At 38.1% G+C, this 22,944-nt stretch carries 12 protein-coding genes and 1 tRNA gene; 9 read left to right on the top strand and 4 right to left on the bottom strand.

Going from position 1 to position 22,944, the window contains the following annotated elements; translation table 11 throughout:
- Nucleotides 1-333: 333 nt before the first annotated feature.
- The 7 genes from FCN74_RS12290 (at nucleotide 334) to FCN74_RS12125 (ending at nucleotide 18,807) form a co-directional block, all read left to right on the top strand.
- Nucleotides 334-456 carry a hypothetical protein gene (locus FCN74_RS12290; RefSeq protein ID WP_262710028.1) on the top strand — a complete coding sequence of 41 codons (123 nt, stop codon included), beginning with the start codon at nucleotides 334-336 and terminating at the stop codon, nucleotides 454-456.
- Between the two features lie 287 nt (nucleotides 457-743).
- Nucleotides 744-2,510 carry a tetratricopeptide repeat protein gene (locus tag FCN74_RS07420; protein ID WP_138931969.1) on the top strand — a complete coding sequence of 589 codons (1,767 nt, stop codon included), beginning with the start codon at nucleotides 744-746 and terminating at the stop codon, nucleotides 2,508-2,510.
- A 209-nt stretch (nucleotides 2,511-2,719) separates the two neighbouring features.
- Entirely contained in the window at nucleotides 2,720-9,529 is a 6,810-nt protein-coding gene (locus tag FCN74_RS07415) for a T9SS type A sorting domain-containing protein (protein ID WP_171047140.1), read from the top strand.
- A gap of 72 nt (nucleotides 9,530-9,601) precedes the next feature.
- Nucleotides 9,602-9,799: a hypothetical protein gene (locus FCN74_RS07410; protein WP_138931967.1), complete on the top strand. Its 198-nt coding sequence runs from the start codon at nucleotides 9,602-9,604 to the stop codon at nucleotides 9,797-9,799.
- 189 nt (nucleotides 9,800-9,988) lie between these two features.
- Complete coding sequence (locus FCN74_RS07405) at nucleotides 9,989-18,016, top strand: T9SS type A sorting domain-containing protein (RefSeq protein WP_138931966.1); 8,028 nt, start codon at nucleotides 9,989-9,991, stop codon at nucleotides 18,014-18,016.
- A 72-nt stretch (nucleotides 18,017-18,088) separates the two neighbouring features.
- Nucleotides 18,089-18,292, top strand: a complete 204-nt coding sequence (locus FCN74_RS07400; RefSeq protein ID WP_138931965.1) for a hypothetical protein — start codon at nucleotides 18,089-18,091, stop codon at nucleotides 18,290-18,292.
- 284 nt (nucleotides 18,293-18,576) lie between these two features.
- Complete coding sequence (locus FCN74_RS12125; RefSeq protein WP_212751767.1) at nucleotides 18,577-18,807, top strand: hypothetical protein; 231 nt, start codon at nucleotides 18,577-18,579, stop codon at nucleotides 18,805-18,807.
- Between the two features lie 670 nt (nucleotides 18,808-19,477).
- On the opposite strand, the gene FCN74_RS07390 is transcribed toward FCN74_RS12125, so the two are convergent.
- The 4 genes from FCN74_RS07390 to FCN74_RS07375 form a co-directional block, all read right to left on the bottom strand.
- Nucleotides 19,478-19,554: transfer RNA gene (locus FCN74_RS07390), tRNA-Arg, on the bottom strand.
- Nucleotides 19,532-19,792 (bottom strand): GIY-YIG nuclease family protein, encoded by a 261-nt coding sequence (locus tag FCN74_RS07385; protein ID WP_138931964.1) that lies wholly within the window; start codon nucleotides 19,790-19,792, stop codon nucleotides 19,532-19,534. The genes FCN74_RS07390 and FCN74_RS07385 overlap by 23 nt, the downstream gene beginning before the upstream one ends.
- A 1-nt stretch (nucleotide 19,793) precedes the next feature.
- Entirely contained in the window at nucleotides 19,794-20,087 is a 294-nt protein-coding gene (locus FCN74_RS07380; protein WP_138931963.1) for a GIY-YIG nuclease family protein, read from the bottom strand.
- A gap of 138 nt (nucleotides 20,088-20,225) precedes the next feature.
- Nucleotides 20,226-20,675, bottom strand: a complete 450-nt coding sequence (locus tag FCN74_RS07375; protein ID WP_138931962.1) for a GatB/YqeY domain-containing protein — start codon at nucleotides 20,673-20,675, stop codon at nucleotides 20,226-20,228.
- A gap of 113 nt (nucleotides 20,676-20,788) precedes the next feature.
- Here FCN74_RS07375 and FCN74_RS07370 point away from each other — a divergent pair, with 113 nt between their 5' ends.
- Together FCN74_RS07370 and FCN74_RS07365 are read left to right on the top strand one after the other, a co-directional pair.
- Nucleotides 20,789-21,778 (top strand): Tll0287-like domain-containing protein, encoded by a 990-nt coding sequence (locus FCN74_RS07370; RefSeq protein ID WP_171047139.1) that lies wholly within the window; start codon nucleotides 20,789-20,791, stop codon nucleotides 21,776-21,778.
- A gap of 48 nt (nucleotides 21,779-21,826) precedes the next feature.
- Nucleotides 21,827-22,780, top strand: a complete 954-nt coding sequence (locus tag FCN74_RS07365; protein WP_138931960.1) for a calcium/sodium antiporter — start codon at nucleotides 21,827-21,829, stop codon at nucleotides 22,778-22,780.
- Nucleotides 22,781-22,944: the final 164 nt, after the last annotated feature.

The following is a 22,944-nucleotide window of genomic DNA, read 5'->3' as shown; positions in this document are numbered from 1 at the left end:
TAAGCTTGTTGTAAACCAAAACAGCAATAATACTAACTTAGAGCTTGACATTGAGTAAGTTATACTGTTTGATACGTGATTTTAATAAATGCAAGATAAAATATATTCCGAAGTATATAATACCTCGACAAATTCGGACAATTGTTTAAATTGAAAATTTTAATAACTTTAAACGATATATTATATGAAAAAATAAAGAAGAAAACCCGCCTATCCCGGCGGGCAGGTTCACATCAGAATTTAAGTCAAAAGTAGTCTTAAAGGCTTTAAAAGAGCGTTATAGTTTATTGGAACTAGCAGAGCGTTTTGAATTGCACCCAAAAAAAATAGTCAATGAAGTGTAAGCTTGCAGAAGCAAGAGTTTTAGAAAAATCAAAGGATGTAACTGTAATATGTCCAAACCGTAGTGAGGTAATAGATATTACCGAAATGATGAGGCATCAATTAAAAGTTTAGAAGGTAAAATAGAAAGTTTTGAAGAGGCTAATAACTTATTAGATATTTATTTTGAACGTAAACCAGGTGAGCTTGATTATTAATAAGGTTTTAATAGGTTTTGCCTCATAGTTAATTTTTGCACCTTTAAATTTATATCTACAATCATTTGATTCAACGTCTAAAACTCTTAATAAAAAAGTAATACAAGGCTACATATAATTTGTTATGTTTTTAGTAGATTGTTTTAATAGTTATAACATTTGTAATTACTTTTACACTATTAAGTAAAATTAATCAATCATTTAATGAAAAACATACTGGTTATTATACTGTTCTTTTACTTTCAAATTTGCTTCTCGCAAATCAAGAAACTTAATATAGATAGCATAGCCAATTATATACTTACTCAGAAACAAATTAACAGCTCCAATTTAAATCCAAACCAAGAAGAGGCTTATTATATGGCGTATAAAAAAATGAGCCCTTCTGAACAATTTGAAAGACTGCTTGAGATTTCTAAGCAGCTAAAATTCAAAAAAAATTACAAAAAATCTATTGAAGTTTTAAATTTTGCTTTAAAGCATTACCCCTACCCATCTTCTAAAATAAATACTTTGCATCTATTAAAAGCGTCCAACTTCAATGCTCTTGGTCTCTACGATAGTGTAAGTTTCTATTTAGATAAAGTAAAAACGTTTTCAACGTTCCAGCAGGAGTTATCTTATAAAAACCTTAAAGCTGACCTTCTAACTAATCGAGGCAATCATGTGGAGTCTATAAAAATCTATCTAGAGCTTCTAGATGACCAACGGAAAATGAGTGAAACAAAATTACTCAGTATATCAAAAAGCCTGGGTGTAGCCTACCTTAAAATTCAGAATTTTGAAAAAGCAAAATTCTATTTTAAAAAATTGCTTAATCATGAAAAAGATACAAATACTATATATAGAGCAGAAGATCATATCAACCTTGCTGTATGTTACAAAGAGCAAGATTCTTTAGATAAAGCAGGGTTTCATTATTTAAAAAGTCTTGCCATTGCTAAGGCAAATGATAATGATTTTTTAAGCGCTCAGGTTTTTAGCAACCTTGGTAACCTCGAAGTTCGAAAAAAGAATTTTGTAAAGGCTGAAGATTATATCGATATGTCTCTCCAAATTTGTAAAAAACATGAATTAAAGATAGGCATCATTATTAACAAAGTTAACCTGAGTAATCTTTACATCCAAAAAGGAGACTACAAAGAAGCCTATAAAATAATCAACAAAATAGATGTGGATTTTGTGAATAAAAGCGCACCAGATTTAAAAACTGAATTTTATAAAAATCGAAGTCTTATTTATGAACAGTTTAATGATACTGAATCAGCATTGGTAGATTATAAATATTATATAAAATTAATCGACAGTGCTTATAGTAGAGAAAGTCTTTATAAAATTAAAAACATCGAGCTAGAAAGCTTCGAAAAGCAAAAGCTAAAAGAAATTGAAATTTTAGAAAATTCCATTAAAGACAAACAGACAAGGCAGGTTTACTTGTTGATATTAATCTTTTTCTTGATGCTAATTTTAACACTCTCCTACTTTGTATTCAAATTAAATATAAGAAAAAAAACACTTAAAAATAAAGTCTTATCTCAACAAGTTGAACTAAAGAACAAAGAAGTTTTAGCCATGGTACTAAAACATAACCAATATAAAGAAGCAAGAAAAAAATATGTTCAAGAAATAAATCAGTTAATTAATAATAACTCAAACAGAGAAAAAATAAAAAAATATTTAAAATCAATAGACTATGAAAACAACCACTTCAACTGGAATGAATTTGATATCTACTTTAAAGAAACACACAAATCTTTTTTTGATAATCTAATAGAAAAGTACCCAGAGCTTACTACTAACGAATTACGAATCTGTGCTTTATTAAAATTAAATATGAATTCTAAAGAAATTTCAAACCTTACTAGCCGATCTAGAGGTTCTATAGACAATATAAGAAGTAGTATAAGAAAAAAAATGCAGTTGGAACCAGATCAAAATTTGAGTGTTTATCTAAATAGTTTTGATAATTAAGTGTTTGTTCCTAAAACATGAGAAAATTATGAGATGAGTATGAGATTAATATGAGCTATTTTTATTCTGAAAAATAACCTTAGGTAATACTTTTGTTTAAAAATTTAAACTTCAAGTTTATCGTTATGATTTCACTTTACTTAAAATTAATTAGCACTCTAAATTGTGCTTTTAAATTAACAAAAAACAATCAGCGTTCCAATCTTTTTATGAACCTGATACTTTTTGCTTTTCTACCTTTTTTTGGCTTTGGACAAGCAACAACCCAAACGAACGAAGATAATTACGTACTTGTTGCCCTGAAGTCAGGCACTAACAGTACCTGGACAGTCCCGGCCGGTGTAGAAAAAATAGACTACCTTATCGTTGGTGGTGGAGGTGGTTACGGAAATCGAGGCGGTGGTGGCGCAGGTGCTTTTTATGAAGCAACTGATGTGTCTGTCACCCCAGGAGCATCCATTAACTACACTATTGGTGCTGGAGGTGCTTCTGGTAATTCTACTTCAGCTGGCAGTAATGGTGGACATACCACATTTAATGGCATCACAGCCTACGGCGGTGGTGGTGGAACGGCTACAGAGCAATATAATTTAGGTAGTTCAGACATGTCTAACCGACCGGTCTATAAATCTTCTTTCACAAACGGTGAAGGTGGTTCTGGCGGAGGCGGCATGGCTTCTCCAAAACATAATTGGAATGGTAGATCAGATGGTGGCTCGGGATCAGAGATTACCAACTTAGGCTCCGATGATCGGGGTGGTCTTGGCGGAGATGCAGGAACAGCAGGATCCAACTTATTTAGAAATAAGGGTGGAGACTCACAAAGTATCTTTTTTGTATTTGGTGATAATACAGGTAGAAGTTTTTGGATTGGCGCTGGTGGCGGAGGAGCCGGAGAGCCCGGGCGAGATGTTGCCTGGGTTGGTAATGGAGAATTTCAAAATGGTGTTATATCAAGTGATGGTTCAGTAATCACCTTAACCAGTGCTAACGGAACAGCAGGATTCGTGCCAGGTGCAGGAGGTAAAGGTAAAGCATCTACGCTATTATCTGCGACGAGCGCCAACGAACTTGGAATTGGTCAAGTTGATGGAACAGAAGTATATTTCGCTGGTGGTGGAGGTGCCAGAGCTAATTATAATTCATCAGGATTAAACCTCAACCAATTGACTAAAAGAGATTTGGTTGGATCGCCTGGTCTCGGCTCTGTCGGTGCTAACACTGGTGGTGGCGGTACCTCTGCACCAGGAAAAGATGGTGTGGTTTTAATTCGTTATCTGGCCCCGCCTTCAAATCTAAAAATTGCTCCTCGTACATCAGATTTTGATTTAAGTTGGACGGCTCCTAATAATGCAACAGGCCTTACCGGTTACGAGTACTCAACAGACAATGGAAGCAGTTGGACTGCAACAGGCTCTACATCTAATACCACTACAGTAGCTCCGGGTGATGTATGTAGTACCTATACTTTTCTAGTACGTGCAGTTTATGGTTCAAATAAATCAGCTGCAGCTAGTGTTACGGGGAAGGGTTGCAATGACATCACCATTGTGGCCTCAGGTGGTGCGGATGAAGATTCAGGCTGGTCCGCAGTAAATGGCATCATCGCTGCCACACAAGATGTCTCTATCAACGCATCCGATGTAGAGAGCTACTTAACCAGTGGTGATTTAACGATTGAAGCAGTCAATATCACAGTTGATGCCACTGTGAGTACCTCAAGTTCAAATAACTTCACGCTTGAAGCCACAAACGATGTGTTGCTAAACGAGTCCCTCACTTTCACTGCGGCAGCAGGCACGCTCACCATTAAATCTGGGCGTCATATTCGCTTAGGTACTGAGGCAGATGTAACGTCTACCACTGCCGCTCTAAACGCTCAATTTTGGGCTGATACAGATCAAGATGCAGACGGCATTGTTTACATTGAAAGTGAAAGCATCGATACCAATGGTGGCCATCTGACGTTTGGTGAAAATGGTCAAACAGCTAGTGTTGGTGGTGAGACTATATTAGTTGGTGGAGACGTTTTCTTTCAGAGATCCACGTCAGTACAAACCTTAACTACGAGTGGTGGCGCAGTGAATATCTATGGCGAAACAATTGTTGCCAATACAAATGGCTTAACAATAGATAGTGGTAATGGCAATGTTACCCTGCACGGCTTGCTGAATTCGGGCAACCAATATTCATTTACATCCACTGTTGATAATTACAGATGGACTAGTGCACGCGTTGATGCAAAAAACGGTACTGGTGGTGGTAGTACTTTAAATGATAGCTACTTGGTCACCATTACATCGCGACTCGAAAACTCAATCGCAGGTCTCACTGCAAACTATCAATCTGCCTGGATTGGAGCCTATCGCGACCGAAATACAAATATAGGAAGTAACGATACCTTTTGGTACTGGGCTGACGGACCAGAAGCAAATCAACATTTCTACACGCAGAGCAACGGTAGCACCGTTGCAGGTTATTACTCTAATTTTATGAGTGGTGAGCCTAACGGTACAGGCACTAGTGGCGAGTCTTTTGGGCAGTTTTTTGGTGCAGAGGGCTTTTGGAATGACCTTAAGGATACTGGTGGTAGTGGAGAATTCACAATTAAGGGATATGTAAGTGAAAGCAATCTTGCCCCATCGCCGGTTGTTATTAATGCTGGTTCGGGTGATGTTTACTTTGGTGGTGGTGTGGGTACGGCTAAAGAGCTGGCTTCTCTGAATGTGACCTCAAGCGCCACGACCGTAATAGGTAATGGCTTGGTGACCACTGGGGCGCAAACCTTCAGCAGTTCACTGACGGTCAACAGCGCTGGTTCAACGGAGCAGGTCAGGATTGCCGCGGGTAGTGGTAACGATATTTCTGCTGGTGGTGATATCGAAATCTTTGGTAAACAAATCGACCTTGGCGCCGACTTGAATACAAGTATGGCAAACGGAAATATCTTGCTGCAAGCGCCCACGCTGATTGATGCCTTAGGTGCTCACCGCATTTTAAACGCTGGCTCGGGGAACATTACGTTAACAACTGATGAGGTTGAAAGTGGAGTTAACACGCCTAATCGTTTGATAATTGAGACAACAGGTACCTTTACTTTAGAACCGTCTTCCACCGCTTGGCCCTCAAGTTTTGTAGTGGGCACTTTCTTTAATTTTGATGGTGCTGTCAGTTCAGGGAATTTTGTTGGTGCAAGCGGAGTGCCAGAGTCTGCTTGGTTACAGATTAACTCGATCGCGTCATTGGGCGGGTTAACCCTCGGCCGTGCTGGAAGTACGAGCGGTATTGCTATAGATTCGCCTATACTTATATCTGGACCGATCTCAGTCTTTGGAAGCGTTATCACGGTGAAAGAAAATCTAACATCAACAGCCACATCTGGCTCTGGAATTAGTATAACCGGCCAGCGCATTTTTCAAGTAAATGGTATTGATGTCACAACATCTGGTGCAGATATCAGCTATACAGCGGTAAATTTTGTTTCCACTGCAGCAGAAGAAGATCTAATATCGCTAGATGGAAGTGGTGCTAATCGTGCTCTTGTTAATGCCAACGGCGGAAACATAATTTTGACGGCCAATTATGCAACTGGTGGTACAGCCGGAAATTCGGAACGCTCTATAAGATTAATGTCAGCTGATCTTATGACCTCTGGAGCAGGAGAAATTAGCTTAACTGGTGATGCAACCAATAGCGGTAACACCACTCAAACTGCTTGGGGAATGCAAGCAGATGATGCAAGAATTATTACCGATGCAGGCAATATTACCATGACCATGACTGGTGGTGCAGTCAGTAGCAATTCTAGAGGATTGGCTTTAGACGGGCAGAATATGCAGCTATTATCTTCTTCAGGAACCATAACCGTTCGTGATATACAAGCTGCCGACTTGACTGGGAATTATAACGGCCTCTACCTTCGACCTAATGCAGCCAACACTATCCTTTTTGGTGCTGATGGCTCAGAAGTAGCTAGTAGTAGCTCAGATATTATCATCGAAGCCGACCGTATCACTTTTGATGAGCAACCTACACGATTTAACACAAGTGGAACGCTAAGCATCCGACCTGTTGGTGCTAGTTTTGAGGCGAATATAAACACGGCCAATGTAAATGTGGAAAGTACGGCTACGGGCTTAACCATTGGTAAACCAGGAAGTGATGATACCAAAACGACCATCGGTAGAGACCATTCCATAAACGGACCAATACATATTTACAGTTATGATATAGATATTGATGCGAAGTTAGAAGCTGTTAATGACCAAATTTTACTTTCATCCGCAGGGGCTTATAATACAGAGGGTACGCTTGAACTGTTAGCGAATGCTAATTTGATAGCAGATGAATTGCTTATTCGTAATTTTCATCGTGCTTATGTAGGTTTTAATTCATCTGTAAATTTTGTAGGTGATGTTTCTGTCAATAAACTGGCGAGTGATGGTGCTGATTGGTTATTTGTTAATAACACTAAGGCATTGTCTATTGAGACTATAGCTGGTGTAAATGGTGTGAGCACTTCAGGATTCACACGTGTCTATACCGAATCAGGTGATTTAACGCTTAATGCACCACTATCATCTACTCTTTCCGGTTCGACTGCGGTTCGACTGTACGCTGATCGAGACGAAGTAGCTGGAGAAACTGGCGATGGCCACATTAAAATCACCAACACTGGTGAAGTAAATATAGAATCTGACGCGCGTGCCCTATTCTATTCAGGAAATAAAGTAAACAGTACAGGGCTTATTGATGAAATAGGTGGTATAGCAAATTCCCGTACGTCAATAGATGCAACTTCAGACTTAAACAGCATCAACCCTGCTTTAGGCAATACTGGTAAGTATGCATTGTTGAGGGTGGCCGAAGGCACTGGAGACTTTACCATTGTCGCTTCGGGTGGCGATGCCATTAATTCCACATGGGCATTTGATAATGGTATTTTAACAACTATTGATAGTCCGGTAAATGTAAACGCCTCAGACGTGGAGGATTATTTAGCTACGGGAGATTTAACGATTGAAGCGGGCAATATCACGGTCGATGCCGCTGTGAGTAGTTCTTCGGGTAATTCATTGGCTCTCATGGCTGAAAATGAAATTAATTTAGAAGCCAATTTAACCACAACAAACAACGGCGATATTTCGCTTTACACAGATAACGCCTTGGGAGGTTTAAGTACCCCTAGAACATTAACTGCAGCTGGAGCATTTAAATACATTCCTAATGGAAGCGCTTTTGCTTCAGACGTCACTTACCCTATTACCAACTTAACCGTAACAAGTTCAGGTTTAACCATTGGAAAACCTGGTAATAACAAAGACATCACCATCAATACTGAAATTTCAGGTGATGCAGGAGTCGAATTATATGGAAATGAATTGAACATTAATGACAATATTAATGTAACCAACACGGGTAACCTTATTTTTGATGGTGTTGCGACCATTAAAGCAGGAAAACATATAGCATCAGGAGGTAATTTTACACACGATGGAGACTTAGTATTCAAATCTGATGCTGCTAATGGCGATTCGTATCTTGGGGAAATAGGTGGAAATTACACAAAAGTAGCAGGCACCGTAATTTCAGAAAAATACTACCCTGCTAAACGTGCCTTTAGAATGGTATCAAGCTCGGTAACTGGTGGAAGTATCTTTGATAACTGGCAAAATGCAGGTGTAAATGATGCAGGAATTGGCACGCATATTACGGGAGAGCAAGGAACAGTAGGTAATTATAATGCTACTACTGGAATTGATTATACCCAATCTGGAGCTCCTTCTTTATTCAGTTTTAGTGCTGGTTGGAATGCAGTTACAAATACCAAAACTACCGATTTAGAAGTAGGCGTACCTTACCGATTAATGGTTCGTGGCGACCGAAATGTTGATTTGAATGATAACGAAGCAACACCTAGTGAAACTATTCTTAAATCTATTGGAGATTTAGAAGTAGGAACTGAAAACATCACCTTCCCTAGCGCAACGGCAGGCAGCAATACCTTTGCTTTTATTGCGAATCCTTATCAATCGAGGATTGATGTGAGTGAGGTTCTTGCTGCCAATAGCAGTAAAGCTGATGATACTAAACTTTGGGTGTGGGACCCGATGATTAACACGCGTGGTGGTTTTGTAACTATTGATCAATTTTCTTCAGGAAATGGAACGGCAACACCTTTTGTTGCTGGAGAAAATTCTTCAGCCACTAAATTCATTGAACCTGGACAAGCGTTCTTTATTCAGTTATCAGGTTCAGATTCTAATATTTCTTTTACTGAGAGTGTGAAAGATGTAAGTAACCTAAGCCAATCACCTGAAAGCTTAAGTCAACAACCACAGTTGTTATTCAATCTTCATAATGAAGACCAAGAAGTCATCGATGCCATTCGTTTACGTTTTTCTCCTGATGGTAATAATGACATAGATCAATTAGACATATCTAAACTAGGAAATATGGATGAAAATCTGGCTTCAGTTAATGGCAACAGTTTATTTACTATTCAAAAAAGAAGCTTGCCAGAGACTGATGAAGAGATTTCTTTGTTTACCAACAACTGGCGTAATGAGAATTATAGCTTTAGCGCCAATTTAAATAACTTAGAGGCTACCGATGTGTACTTAGTAGATCACTACTTAGGGACAGAAACTTTAATTAGTAATGGCACAGCTTACAGCTTTAGTGTAGATGCCAATATAAGTGAATCGGTAAGCAGTTTACGTTTTGCATTAAGGTTTGATAATGAGACAATGGGTGTAGAAGAACAAGAAAAGCAATTGTTTAGTCTCTATCCAAACCCAGCCAAAGATATCGTGAACATACAAACAAGTTTACCGCTGGGTAGCCAAGCCACCGTAGAGGTATATAATATGTTAGGGCAATTGGTGATAAGCCAAACCCAGACCATAAGTCATACAAGTATAGGTATAGGCGTAGATGCTTTAGAGGCCGGCGTGTATTTAGTAAAACTTACTGGTCAAGACGGCTATAGCCAAACCCAAGAATTGATAAAGGAATAATAATAGAAATTTATACGCCTGTTCATTTTATAGAACTTAAAATGAACAGGCTATAGTATAAGATTAAAACCGATGAAAAAAACAGGATTGATGAAAAAAATAGTATTTGTATTGCTTTTAGTAATAGTTTTTATGCCCGAAGTAAACGGCCAAAGTATAGATGATGCATTTGGTTTTGAAGAAAATGTAAACGATGTGCCTATCAACTTTCTTATTCCTGTAGCTTTAATTATTGGCGCTTATTTAGGAATTAAGAAAGTGAAAAAGTAAATTGTCCTTAAGCGGTTATTAAGTTTAAAACATTCTAGACCTATTTTATTTTATAACTTTTTGATTGTGAAATAAAATAAGATTCATCCTTTTGTTTATAATTTGTTAAGGTTTTGTTGTTGCAAGAAATAATTATGCGAATTCACACATTTTTTTTAGTTTGCGAATCGTTAAATTAAATCTACAATTTTGAAAATTAATTTTATCTACGTATTTTTATTATGCTCTTCGTTTGTTATTGGACAAACTTTAACAATTAGTGATGAGGGCGAAACAGGAACATCAGGAACCAATTGGAGTATCACCAATAATACATTATCCACTACAGGGACTGCGAGTATTCAAGCGTCGGTTATAGAGTCTGCCTTAGTAGATGGAGATTTTATAGTTGAAGCGAGTACAATTAATTTGGATGAGGCTATTGTTAGTACTTCGAGTAATCAAATATTAATTAAGGCTAACGAATCAATTAACTTGTCTGCCAATATCAACACGAGTGGTGGCAATGGTCATATCATATTAGAAGGGCAAAGTAGTATAAGAGCACTGGGTGCAAACCGAATGCTGAACAGTGGCTCAGGCAATATAACCTTAACTACAAATAATCTTAGCAGTACAGATCAATATATGATCATAGAAAGTACTGGTGCCTTTACGTTGCAACCCTATGGAACGGCTTTTTCTGATTATGGAAATCAGATGGATATTGATGGAACTATAACCAATGATACATTCTCAGGATCGGCTGATGCAAGTGGTCTTCGTATTAATAATATAAGTCAGCTGACGGGATTAAATTTTGGTAAAGAAGGAAATACTACTGGCTTTACGATCTCAAATGATTGGATCATAAATGGTCCTATATCTTTTATTGGAGATAATATGAATGTACAAGCAGGTGGTGGTTTAACATCTACTGCAGATAATGGAGATATTTTAATTAAAGTCAACAATAATATAGACATTGAAGCAGATAGAAGTCTAGTTACCAATAATGGTAATATCATATTTTGGACCAATCCAGCCGCATCCAACATTTCTGGACACATTAAGCTAAGTAGTGGTGTTACACTCAACACTGCCAATGGCAGCACCACTTCCGATCTTTCTGGTGGTGGGGATATCATTCTAGCAGGAGGTCAAGACACTGACAATGATGGTTTACCTGACGGATTTGCCAAAACGACCAGCACCTATGGGATACAGCTTGATACTGGCGTTAAACTCCACTCCGGCGGTGGCGATGTGATATTAAGAGGAGAAACTTACGACACAAGTAACAATCGTCATGGGATTTTCCAAACTGGAGATTTAACTGTTAATTCGGGTACTGGCTCTATTTTAATGGAGGCCAAGAACCGAGAAAGCTACGGGAGTTGGCCACTACAATTAGGTAGTGGCACAGTCAGTAATTTATCATTGGTATCTGCTAAACCATCAGACAATGCTATTACCATAAAAAGTACAGGTGGTCGCTACGGTATCGACCTGGGTAGTACCTCGGGATCGACTATGCAATTATTAGCCACTGGTGGTGGGGATATTTTGGTCACTACGAAATATCAAATTCAAATTAGTGATGATTATACCTTCCAGACCAATAATGGTAACATAGTGTTTTGGACCAATCCAGCCGCATCCAACATTTCTGGACACATTAAGCTAAGTAGTGGTGTTACACTCAACACTGCCAATGGCAGCACCACTTCCGATCTTTCTGGTGGTGGGGATATCATTCTAGCAGGAGGTCAAGACACTGACAATGATGGTTTACCTGACGGATTTGCCAAAACGACCAGCACCTATGGGATACAGCTTGATACTGGCGTTAAACTCCACTCCGGCGGTGGCGATGTGATATTAAGAGGAGAAACTTACGACACAAGTAACAATCGTCATGGGATTTTCCAAACTGGAGATTTAACTGTTAATTCGGGTACTGGCTCTATTTTAATGGAGGCCAAGAACCGAGAAAGCTACGGGAGTTGGCCACTACAATTAGGTAGTGGCACAGTCAGTAATTTATCATTGGTATCTGCTAAACCATCAGACAATGCTATTACCATAAAAAGTACAGGTGGTCGCTACGGTATCGACCTGGGTAGTACCTCGGGATCGACTATGCAATTATTAGCCACTGGTGGTGGGGATATTCTTTTGACGGCAGATCATGAAATACAAACGACCGATGATTATCAATTTGAAACCAAAGGAAATGGTCAAATTACTTTTAAGAGTGTAGATGAAATCTCACTCGGTCAGAATAATCAGCTACAAACTGATAATGCTGATATCGTCTTGTGGACTAATCCGACTGCATCAAACAATGCCACGGGTTACATTAAATTAAGTAGTGATGTCACGCTTAACACTGCAAATGGAAGCATTGCTTCCGATCTTTCTGGTGGTGGCAACATCATTTTAGCTGGTGGTGCAGATACTAACAATGATGACTTTCCTGATGGATTTGCCAAAACGACCAGCACCTATGGTATACAGCTTGATACTGGCGTTAAACTCCACTCCGGCGGTGGCGATGTGATATTAAGAGGAGAAACTTACGACACAAATACCAATCGTCATGGGATTTTCCAAACTGGAGATTTAACTGTTAATTCGGGTACTGGCTCTATTTTAATGGAGGCCAAGAACCGAGAAAGCTACGGGAATTGGCCACTCCAATTAGGTAGTGGCACGGTCAGTAATTTATCTTTGGTATCTGCCAAATCGACGGGCAATGCCATCACTTTAAAAAGTTCAGATGGTCGTGCTAGTTTGGGTACTTATCTGAGAGGCACTGCAGGAGCAACCATGCAACTGCTTGCTACAGGTGGTGGTGACATTGTCGTTACCGCAAAGCGAGACGTTAAGACTACTGATGACTACACCTTCCAGACCAACGGTGGAGATATTGTGATGTGGCCTAACAATACAGGCGCCAACCGTGGTCGCTTATACATAGGTGACAACAACATTTTTAATTCCATTGGCGGACAGACCGATCAGACCACAGGTGGTGGGGATATCATTTTTGCAGGGGGGACAGATGATGGAAATAACCGTCCATCAGGTTACGCTAGAAATGATAATAAAGATCAAGGCATTTACATTAGGAGTGGTTTGGAAGTTTATTCTGGTGGTGGGGATATCACCTTCAAAGGAAGTACAAACGAATACAATAGAAGCTCAATCCGAGGGATTGAATTCATTGGTGATCTCACTATCTATTCTGGTGAGGGTATTATCGAGTTTGATGGCAAAGTCCTTCGTACTAATGGTGCTTCAGGCTATGGTATTGAGTTCGCAGATGGTACATCAAACTCAGTCTCAGTCACCTCCGACAAAGCTGATGGCGATGCCATCACCATCAATGGTAATAACACCCCACATAATGTTGGAATCTATTTTGGAGCTACCACCAGCGGACTCTTTGAAGCTACAAGCGGTGGAAATATAATGGTCACCACCGCCAAGGGCATTCAGACCACAGATGACTACACCTTCCAGACCAACGGTGGAGATATTGTGATGTGGCCCAACAATACAGGCGCCAACCGTGGTCGCTTATACATAGATGACAACAACATTTTTAATTCGATTGGAGGACAAACAGACCAAGCCACAGGTGGTGGGAATATCATTTTTGCAGGGGGGACAGATGATGGAAATAACCGTCCATCGGGCTACGCCCGCAATGACACCCGTGATCAGGGTATTTATGTTAGGAGTGGCTTGGAGGTTTATTCTGGTGGTGGGGATATCACCTTCAAAGGCAGTACAAACGAATACAATAGAAGCTCAATCCGAGGGATTGAATTCATTGGTGATCTCACTATCTATTCTGGTGAGGGTATTATCGAGTTTGATGGCAAAATCCTTCGTACTAATGGTGCTTCTGGCTACGGTATTGAGTTCGCAGATGGTACATCAAACTCAGTCTCAGTCATCTCCGACAAAGCTGATGGCGATGCCATCACCATCAATGGTAATAACACCCCACATAATGTTGGAATCTATTTTGGAGCTACCACCAGCGGACTTTTTGAAGCGACTAGTGGTGGAAATATTGTGGTTACCACCGCCAGGGGAATTCAAACACGCGATGGCTACACCTTTCAAACCAACGATGCTGATTTGGTATTTTGGGCGGATAGGGATGCCAATGGAGATGGTCGGATTTATACTCAAAACTCCATCCTGTTCAACAGTGCAGGAGGCTCAATTGATCAAGCTGCCGGTGGTGGAAATATTATACTGGCAGGAGGTTTGGATGATGGAGCAAATGGAGGTACTGCCAATGACGGTATTCCTGATGGCTTTGCCTATGACCGAACCTGGCGTGGAGTTAATCTGGGTGATGGCGCACAAATGTATTCAGGTGGTGGGGATGTGACGATTAGAGGGCGAACCTATTCCACAAGCAATACTTATGGCATACAGCAAAACAACGACCTGCTCATTAACTCGGGGCAAGGCAAAATCACCTTGCATGGAAAAACCCGAACTACGCACGATGGAGATGCGGTTTTGCTAGCCAATAATGGTACCACTGATGGCTTTTCTTTGGTGTCAGACAAAGCCTCTGGAACAGCGATTGAAATCATTGGTGAAGCGCACTCCTATGGTGTGATATCCAATTCCACTGGCTCGAAAATCATTGAGGCTACAGGCGGCGGTGATGTGCTGATTGATGGCCAAACACCAAGTGCTGGTTATGGTGTTTATTTGAGAGATTTTGATATCTTGGCTGTCGATGGTAAAATTACTGTAGATGGCTATTCTACAGGTATTTATTTATATGACTTGAATTTTGGTCAATTGGATAATACTTTAATTACAGCTTCAGATGTTAATGTAATGCTTAGGTCAGATCGATTTAATACTAATGGCACATCAGCCATCGTAACTACAGGTGAAGTGAACATAGAGCCTCATAGTAATAGTTTTGATAACCAATTTACCTATCCTATATCAAATGTTTCTTTGTCTTCTAGTGTAACAGCTTTAACGATAGGTAAACTTTCAAATGTAGAAGATATAGAAGTTGTAGAACCAACCACTATTAATGGGCCTATTTCAATTTTTGGTAAAGACATTAATATTAACGACAATTTAGCAAATACCTCTGGAAAGCTTACTATAACTTCTAGTGGCACAGTAGGGCAGAGTGCTGCTATCACTACTAATCACTTCGTCATGAACGGCTCAGGAGATTTTAACTTACAAAATAATGCTAATGATTTTGGAACTATTTCAGGCGGTGATGAAAGTAATCCGCTTGGTGATATAATTATACGAAACGCTACTTCAACTGGGATCGGCTACAACACTACAGATGGCCTATATTCCAACGGAATAATTTTAATAGAAACTGAAAATGGAGACCTTGTAGTGTCGGAAAATATTACTACCACATCTGCTTCTACTGATGCTATCATCTTAAATGCAGGTCGCTCGGCCTCAGTTGGTTCGATGGGTGGTGGTGATATTATTGTAAGTGGATCGCCCGTTATTAGTTTTGGTTCAGGTGGTCAGGCAAAATTTTTTAGTGGCACAGAACTAGATAGTACAGGACTAAGCACCTTAGTTGGCGGATCTAACAATACCATATTTGGTTTCGATGAGACTTCAGACCTTTCAAACGAGGGCTTAGTAACTAATCAATCTTATGCTATTTATCGTTTAGCTTTGAGGGATTTAACAATTGTACCATCAGGCGGAGATACTGAAAATAGCACTTGGAGATTTGATATCAGTAGTCGAGCCATAAGTACAATCTCTGATTCATCTGACCCAGTAAATGTAAATGCTTCAGTACTTGAGAATCATTTAATAAATGGAGAGTTAAGTATTAATGCCAAAACAATTATAGTAAATTCAGATATAACGAACTCAACAGGAAATTCATTATTATTTAGAGCCAAAGAATCTATTGAACTAGAATCAGACCATAAACTTGAAACTACAAATGGAGATGTTGTTTTCGAAGCAGGGAACTACTTAACAAGCATAAGTAAAATTACATTTAATAATAATGTTGAAATTGATGCAGGAAGTGCTGATGTACTTTTACGGAGTGATCATTTAGTTGTTGATACTAATGGTTCTGCAAGTTCAATTAACACTTCAGGAACTTTAACAATAGAACCATCAAGTAATAGTTTTGGCGAGGCTTTTAGCTTTCCTATTCCCAATTTAAATGTAGCCAATACGATAGAAGGGCTTAATATCGGTAAACCCTCCAACACAAGTCAAGTTACATTTAATAATGATGTAAGCATAAACGGTCCAATTACCACTTATGGTGGCACGATAAATTTAGAAGCCAATTTAACCACAACAAACAATGGCGATATTTCGCTTTACACAGATAACGCTTTAGGTGGTTTAAGTACCTCTAGAACACTAACCGCAGCTGGAGCGTTTAAATACATTCCTGGAGGAACTGCTTTTACAGCAGATGTAAGCTACCCGATTACCAACTTAACCGCCACAAGCACAGGATTAACTATTGGAAAATCTGGAAACGATAAAGACATCACCATCAATACTGAAATTTCAGGTGATGCAGGGGTCGAATTATATGGAAATGAATTGAATATTAATGACAATATTGACGTAACCAACACGGGGAATCTTACTTTAGAGGGTGTTGCGACCATTAAAGCAGGAAAATACATAGCCTCCGACGGTAATTTTACGCACGATGGAGACTTAGTATTCAAATCTGATGCTTCCAATGGCGATTCATATCTTGGGGAAATAGGAGGCACTTATACCAAAACATCAGGTACCGTAATTTCTGAAAAATACTACCCCGCCAAACGTGCCTTTAGAATGGTAGCAAGCCCGGTAGATGGTGAAAGCATCTTTGCTAACTGGCAGAATGGCGGTGTAAATGACACAGGAATAGGGACGCATATTACGGGAGAGCAAGGAACAGTAGGTAATTATAATGCTACTACTGGAATTGATTATACCCAATCTGGAGCTCATTCTTTATTTAGTTTTAGTGCAACCAATGGTTGGGAAGCGATTACCAACACCAAAAATACCGATTTAGAAGTAGGAAAGCCTTACCGATTAATGGTCCGTGGTGACCGAACTGTTGATTTAACTGATAATGATGCTACTCCCACTACTACGACCTTAATCTCAACTGGCGATTTAGAAGTAGGAAATACAAACATCACCTTCCCTAGCGCAACTGCTGGAAGTACAACTTATGCTTTTATAGCTAATCCTTACCAAAGTAAGATAGATGTAAGTGAGGTTCTTGCTGCAAATACCAACACAGATAACACTAAACTTTGGGTTTGGGATCCAATGGTAAACAATCGAGGCGCCTTTGTTTTAATCGATGAATTATCAGGCAATGGCACAACAACACCATCAAGTACAGCTACAAAGTTTATTGAACCCGGGCAAGCTTTCTTTATAGAGTTGAATGGTTCAGATTCAGAACTAACATTTACTGAAAGTGAAAAAGCTGTAAGTAGTTTAAGCCAATCACCTGAAAGCTTAAGTCAACAACCACAGTTGTTATTCAATCTTCATGATGAAGACCAAGAAGTCATCGATGCCATTCGTTTACGTTTTTCTCCTGATGGTAATAATGACATAGATCAATTAGACATATCTAAACTAGGAAATATGGATGAAAATCTGGCTTCAGTTAATGGCAACAGTTTATTTACTATTCAAAAAAGAAGCTTGCCAGAGACTGATGAAGAGATTTCTTTGTTTACCAACAACTGGCGTAATGAGAATTATAGCTTTAGCGCCAATTTAAATAACTTAGAAGCTACCGATGTGTACTTAGTAGATCACTACTTAGGGACAGAAACTTTAATTAGTAATGGCACAGCTTACAGCTTTAGTGTAGATGCCAACATAAGTGAATCGGTAAACAATTTGCGCTTTGCGTTGAAGTTTGATAACGAAACCATGGGTATCGATGAACAAGAAAACAGCTTCTTTAGTCTCTATCCAAACCCAGCTAAAGATATCGTGAATATACAAACAAGTTTACCGCTGGGCAGCCAAGCCACCGTAGAGGTATATAATATGTTAGGGCAATTGGTCATTAGCCAAACCCAGGCCATAAGTTATACAAGTTTACATATAGGCGTAAATGCTTTAGAGGCCGGCGTGTATTTAGTAAAACTCACAGACCAAGACGGCTATAGCCAAACCCAAGAATTGATAAAGGAATAATAATAGAAATTTATACGCCTGTTCATTTTATAGAACTTAAAATGAACAGGCTATAGTATAAGATCAAAACCGATGAAAAAAACAGGATTGATGAAAAAAATAGTATTTGTATTGCTTTTAGCAATAGTTTTTATGCCCGAGGTAAACGCCCAAGGTATAGATGATGCGTTTGGTTTTGAAGAAAACGTAGATGATGCACCAGAAGCTCCGATTAACATGCTGGTTTATATAGGTTTAATAGCAGGAAGTTATCTGGGTATTAAAAAGCTTAAGTGAAGGTAGTATTAGAAAAAAATTGAAGCTCGATACAACTCAAAATTTAAGTTTTTATCTAAATTCTTTTGATAATTAAGTGTTTGTTCCTAAAACATAAGGAAAATATGAGATGAGTATAAGATTAATATGAGTTGTTTTTATTCTGAAAAATATTTTTAAACAATAGTTTTGTTAAAAATTTAAGCACAAGCATTATTGTTATGATTTCACTCTACCTCGAATTATTTAGCACTTTTAATTTTGTTTTTAAATTACCAAAAAACAATCAATGCTCTACCCGTTTAATGAGCTTGATACTTTTCGCTTTTCTACCTTTTTTTGGTTTTGGGCAAACAACAACTCAGACAAACGAAGAAAACTATGTGCTTGTAGCCCTGAAGTCAGGTAGTGGAATATGGACAGTTCCAGCCTGTGTAGAAAAAATAGACCAAACCAACAAAGCAATCGACCAAATGGTTTACGAGTTGTATGGCTTAACAGATGAAGAAATCGCCATCGTAGAAGGAGCAACTTAATTACAAAATTTAAATGATGATTCACGAGTACCGCTTTAAAAAACAAAAATGAGACAAGATAAATAAGAATTGTAGAAGAATCCTAATAAAGATAGGTATTTTTAAGGATAGAACATATCAAAAAAAATAACAGTCAAGCCTTAACTTCAAGGAATTATTCCTCAACTTCAAGGGATCGTTCTTCAACTTCAAGGGGTCATGCCCCCTTGGTATTAAATGAAGTTTAAATCGACCAAATATTTGTATGTTGTTAATTAGAGTTGGTAAGATACGTTAAAACCAATTAGGTTGTATATGTAATCAAAGTATGGCTTAACTGAGTTTAACCAATAATTTTTGCTAAATTCAAGTATAAATATGAGGAAGAATATGATGAAATTCAGCAAAAAATTGATGCTTCTGGTTTTTCGAGTTCTAACCCTGAAAAAGCGATAAAAAAAAGTAACAAAATTCAGCTCTAATTTTTGTGATATTTGGGATTCGACTAAATTGGTTAATAAAGTAAAATTGCAATATTTGTTGTTTCCAGAGGGAATGGGTTATGACAAGTCAAATGACAATGTTCTAACCCCAAAATTAAATTTGTTATTTTCTGTAACCTCAATGATAACTGGGGTTATGAAGGATTGTAAAAAGGGAGAACTTGTCGATTTTGACAAGTTCTCCGCTTTGGTGACCCTGGAGGGATTCAAACCCCCAACCGTTGGAGCCGAAATCCAGTGCTCTATTCAGTTGAGCTACAGGGCCTAATTTTGTTTTTTAAATATTCCCTACCTATACCAGATTTAAAATATTTTTCTCTATCTATTGCTTCTTTTTCTTCTGAAAACACTTCAAAATACACTAACTTCCAAGTTTTGAATCCTTTTGTAGATTTAGTTTTTCCAGCGTTATGTTGTTCAATTCTATTATTTAAATCTTTGGTATATCCTTTATATAATCTACCGTCTACTTCACTTCTCAAAACATAAACATAATATTTCATATCAAATTGTTGCTCCCTGCCTGCCGGCAGGCAGGTATTCAGTTGAGCTACAGGGCCTAATTTTGTTTTTTAAATATTCCCTACCTATACCAGATTTAAAATATTTTTCTCTATCTATTGCTTCTTTTTCTTCTGAAAACACTTCAAAATACACTAACTTCCAAGTTTTGAATCCTTTTGTAGATTTAGTTTTTCCAGCGTTATGTTGTTCAATTCTATTATTTAAATCTTTGGTATATCCTTTATATAATCTACCGTCTACTTCACTTCTCAAAACATAAACATAATATTTCATATCAAATTGTTGCTCCCTGCCTGCCGGCAGGCAGGTATTCAGTTGAGCTACATGGCCGATAAGTTTTGCAAAATTAAAAAGAATTATTCCTTTTAAGAAGATAAGCTGATTTTATTTTTTAAGTACAAGGTCTTAAATCTAAGTCAACTCCTGTTTCACAATTTTAGATATCACGGCACCTTCAGCTTTTCCAGCCATTTGTTTAGTGGCAATACCCATCACTTTTCCCATATCTTTCATACTGCTAGCACCAGTTTGCTCTATAATTTTTTTGACTTCTTTAGCAATGGCCTCTTCACTCATTTGCTCTGGTAAAAAATCTTCAAGTATTTTAACTTCATTGAGCTCTTCTTCAGCCAAATCTTCTCGGTTTTGCTCTTTGTAGAGTTGAGCAGAGTCCTTGCGTTGCTTAACCAGTTTTTGAATGAGTTTTAACTCTTCAGCTTCAGTCATTTCACCACTAAAATCCCCACTGGTTTTGGCTTTTAAAATTTCACTTTTAATAGAACGCAATGAGGATAATGCAACGCTGTCTTTTGCTTTCATAGCCACTTTCATCTTGTCCATCACTTGTTTTTCTAAACTCATAATTTCAAATTTTTGACAAAAATACTAAAATATTACTCAGGTTATACAAGCGTGTAACTTGAGTTACATAAAACAGCTTGAATATGTTTTATTTTTATAAAAATTTAAGTCCAATGAAATATCTCATGCTTTTGCTAGCTATAAGTCTCTTGTCTTGTAAATCTGATAAAACATCAAAGTCAGATTACAACACGCTTAATTCAAAAAACCCATTAAGCGAAAAGGAAGCATCTCAAGCTTTCGAAACAATGAAAACCCAATGCTATACCTGTCATAATCCTGAAACAGAGCACGACAATAGGATTGCCCCACCTATGATAGCCGTAAAAATGCATTATTTAGATGAAGACACAACAGAAGAGGAGTTTGTCCAATCCATTTTAAACTTTGTCAACAAACCTACCGAGGAGAAGTCTAAAATGAAAGGCGCTGTTAAACGTTTTGGAGTAATGCCTTATCAAAAATATAATGAAGCAGAGATCAAAGCCATTGCTTCGTATATGTATAACTATAAACTGGAAAAACCCGATTGGTTTGATGAGCATATCAAAGATGAAGGAATGAACGCATTTCAACAGAAAGGCAAAAAACTTCATCAACAAAAAAGAAAAGGACCAAAACAAAAAGGATTGGACATCGCTATGGCCACCAAAAAAGAATTGGGTAAAAACCTCATGAAAGCCATAAATGAAAAAGGTCCGGCAGACGCTGTTGAATTTTGCAACCTTAAAGCTATACCTATCACTTCCCAAAAGGAAGAACAATTTAATGCTAAAATCAAACGTGCATCTGACAAACCGAGAAACCCCAATAACTTGGCAACTGCTCACGAAGAAACTCATATTAATACTTTTAAAGAAATGATAGCTCAAGGGGAAAGTCCTGAACCCATTGTAGAAAAAAACAAGGAGAGTTTTAATTTTTACTACCCTATTGTAACCAATACTATGTGTCTTAAATGCCATGGCGAGGTTGGTAAAACCATAAACGCTGAAACCTACAAAACGATAAAGCTTAAATATCCAGAAGACCGAGCAATCGGTTACGAGGTTAACCAAGTCAGAGGTATTTGGCATATTGAATTTCAAAAAAATAATCCATAAATCGACGTTGACGCTTTTAATTTTATATTTGCTAAAAATTAGGCGTTAATGGATTATTTGTTACTGTTTCTGGGCATTAGCTTATTAGTTATCGGAGGTGAATTTCTCGTAAGGTCTTCAGTTTCAATTTCATTAAAGCTTAATATTTCCAAAATGATTGTGGGCTTAACTGTAGTATCTTTTGCCACATCAGTGCCTGAATTGTTTGTCAGTATTGTTGCCGCGATCGAAGGTAAACCCGATTTTGCCATAGGCAATGTTGTGGGGTCTAATATTGCTAATATTGGTTTAGTTCTGGGTGTAACAGCTATTATTCACAAACTCTCAACAGACAGGGATTTTAATCGGTTTTATTGGCCGATTATGATGTTATTTTCTATTTTTCTCTACTATTTTTTATCTACTGAGCAAATTTTATCCGCCTTTGAAGGCTTGATGTTACTTGTTGGCTTAGTATTGTATTTGTTATTTTTAGTGATCAGAACCCGGACCAAGAAAGATATTATTGTAGAAGATGTAGATGTGAGTCTTAAATCAACGAGTTATTTTAAAGTGCTCATTTGGCTTGCATTAGGTATCCTTGGTTTATATTACGGTTCCGAATGGTTAGTTAGTGGTGCTACGGGTATCGCACTAGATTTTGGTGTCAGTGACAGGATTATATCTTTAACGATGGTGGCGCTCGGGACCAGTATTCCAGAACTAGCCGCGTCTGTTATGGCAGCCATAAAAAAAGAAAAAGATTTGTCTTTAGGAAACCTAATTGGGTCAAATATATTCAATATAGGAAGCGTCTTGGGGATAACCGCCTTGCTTCATCCCTTAGCTCTAGAGTCTCCTAAAATGTTAAGTTCAGACCTGATCTGGATGCTCGCTTTTGCATTTATTTTAATGCCCTTAGCTTTACTCATACCGCAACGTTTTTACATCAATAGACTCAAGGGTTTTATTTTATTGATAGGCTATATGGTTTTTATATTTATGGCGTTTTTCAAATCATAATTTCTTTTTGGGGCTTTCTCCCGCGCGTGCGGGAGCCGGGCTTTCGGCAGTCGTCCCGCTTGTTGCGGGGGCTCCAACAATGCCTCAATCCCTAAGCCGAACGACAAACGTTTAAAATTAATTTTAATAAAAATGCCACTTTGTCATAATTATTAAATTGGTAT

Origin of the sequence: Mesohalobacter halotolerans (genome assembly GCF_006120725.1) — a bacterium.
Lineage (GTDB): Bacteria > Bacteroidota > Bacteroidia > Flavobacteriales > Flavobacteriaceae > Psychroflexus > Psychroflexus halotolerans.
The sequence above is the reverse complement of the archived record's forward strand: the minus strand, read 5'-3'. Positions and strand labels throughout refer to the sequence as shown.

Bases quoted from the DNA above. Each gene is read 5' to 3' on its own strand.
- FCN74_RS12290 (WP_262710028.1), top strand. From the start codon at position 334: ATGAAGTGTAAGCTTGCAGAAGCAAGAGTTTTAGAAAAATCAAAGGAT.
- FCN74_RS07420 (WP_138931969.1), top strand. From the start codon at position 744: ATGAAAAACATACTGGTTATTATACTGTTCTTTTACTTTCAAATTTGC.
- FCN74_RS07415 (WP_171047140.1), top strand. From the start codon at position 2,720: ATGAACCTGATACTTTTTGCTTTTCTACCTTTTTTTGGCTTTGGACAA.
- FCN74_RS07410 (WP_138931967.1), top strand. From the start codon at position 9,602: ATGAAAAAAACAGGATTGATGAAAAAAATAGTATTTGTATTGCTTTTA.
- FCN74_RS07400 (WP_138931965.1), top strand. From the start codon at position 18,089: ATGAAAAAAACAGGATTGATGAAAAAAATAGTATTTGTATTGCTTTTA.
- FCN74_RS12125 (WP_212751767.1), top strand. From the start codon at position 18,577: ATGAGCTTGATACTTTTCGCTTTTCTACCTTTTTTTGGTTTTGGGCAA.
- FCN74_RS07385 (WP_138931964.1), bottom strand. From the start codon at position 19,792: ATGAAATATTATGTTTATGTTTTGAGAAGTGAAGTAGACGGTAGATTA.
- FCN74_RS07380 (WP_138931963.1), bottom strand. From the start codon at position 20,087: ATGAAATATTATGTTTATGTTTTGAGAAGTGAAGTAGACGGTAGATTA.
- FCN74_RS07375 (WP_138931962.1), bottom strand. From the start codon at position 20,675: ATGAGTTTAGAAAAACAAGTGATGGACAAGATGAAAGTGGCTATGAAA.
- FCN74_RS07370 (WP_171047139.1), top strand. From the start codon at position 20,789: ATGAAATATCTCATGCTTTTGCTAGCTATAAGTCTCTTGTCTTGTAAA.
- FCN74_RS07365 (WP_138931960.1), top strand. From the start codon at position 21,827: ATGGATTATTTGTTACTGTTTCTGGGCATTAGCTTATTAGTTATCGGA.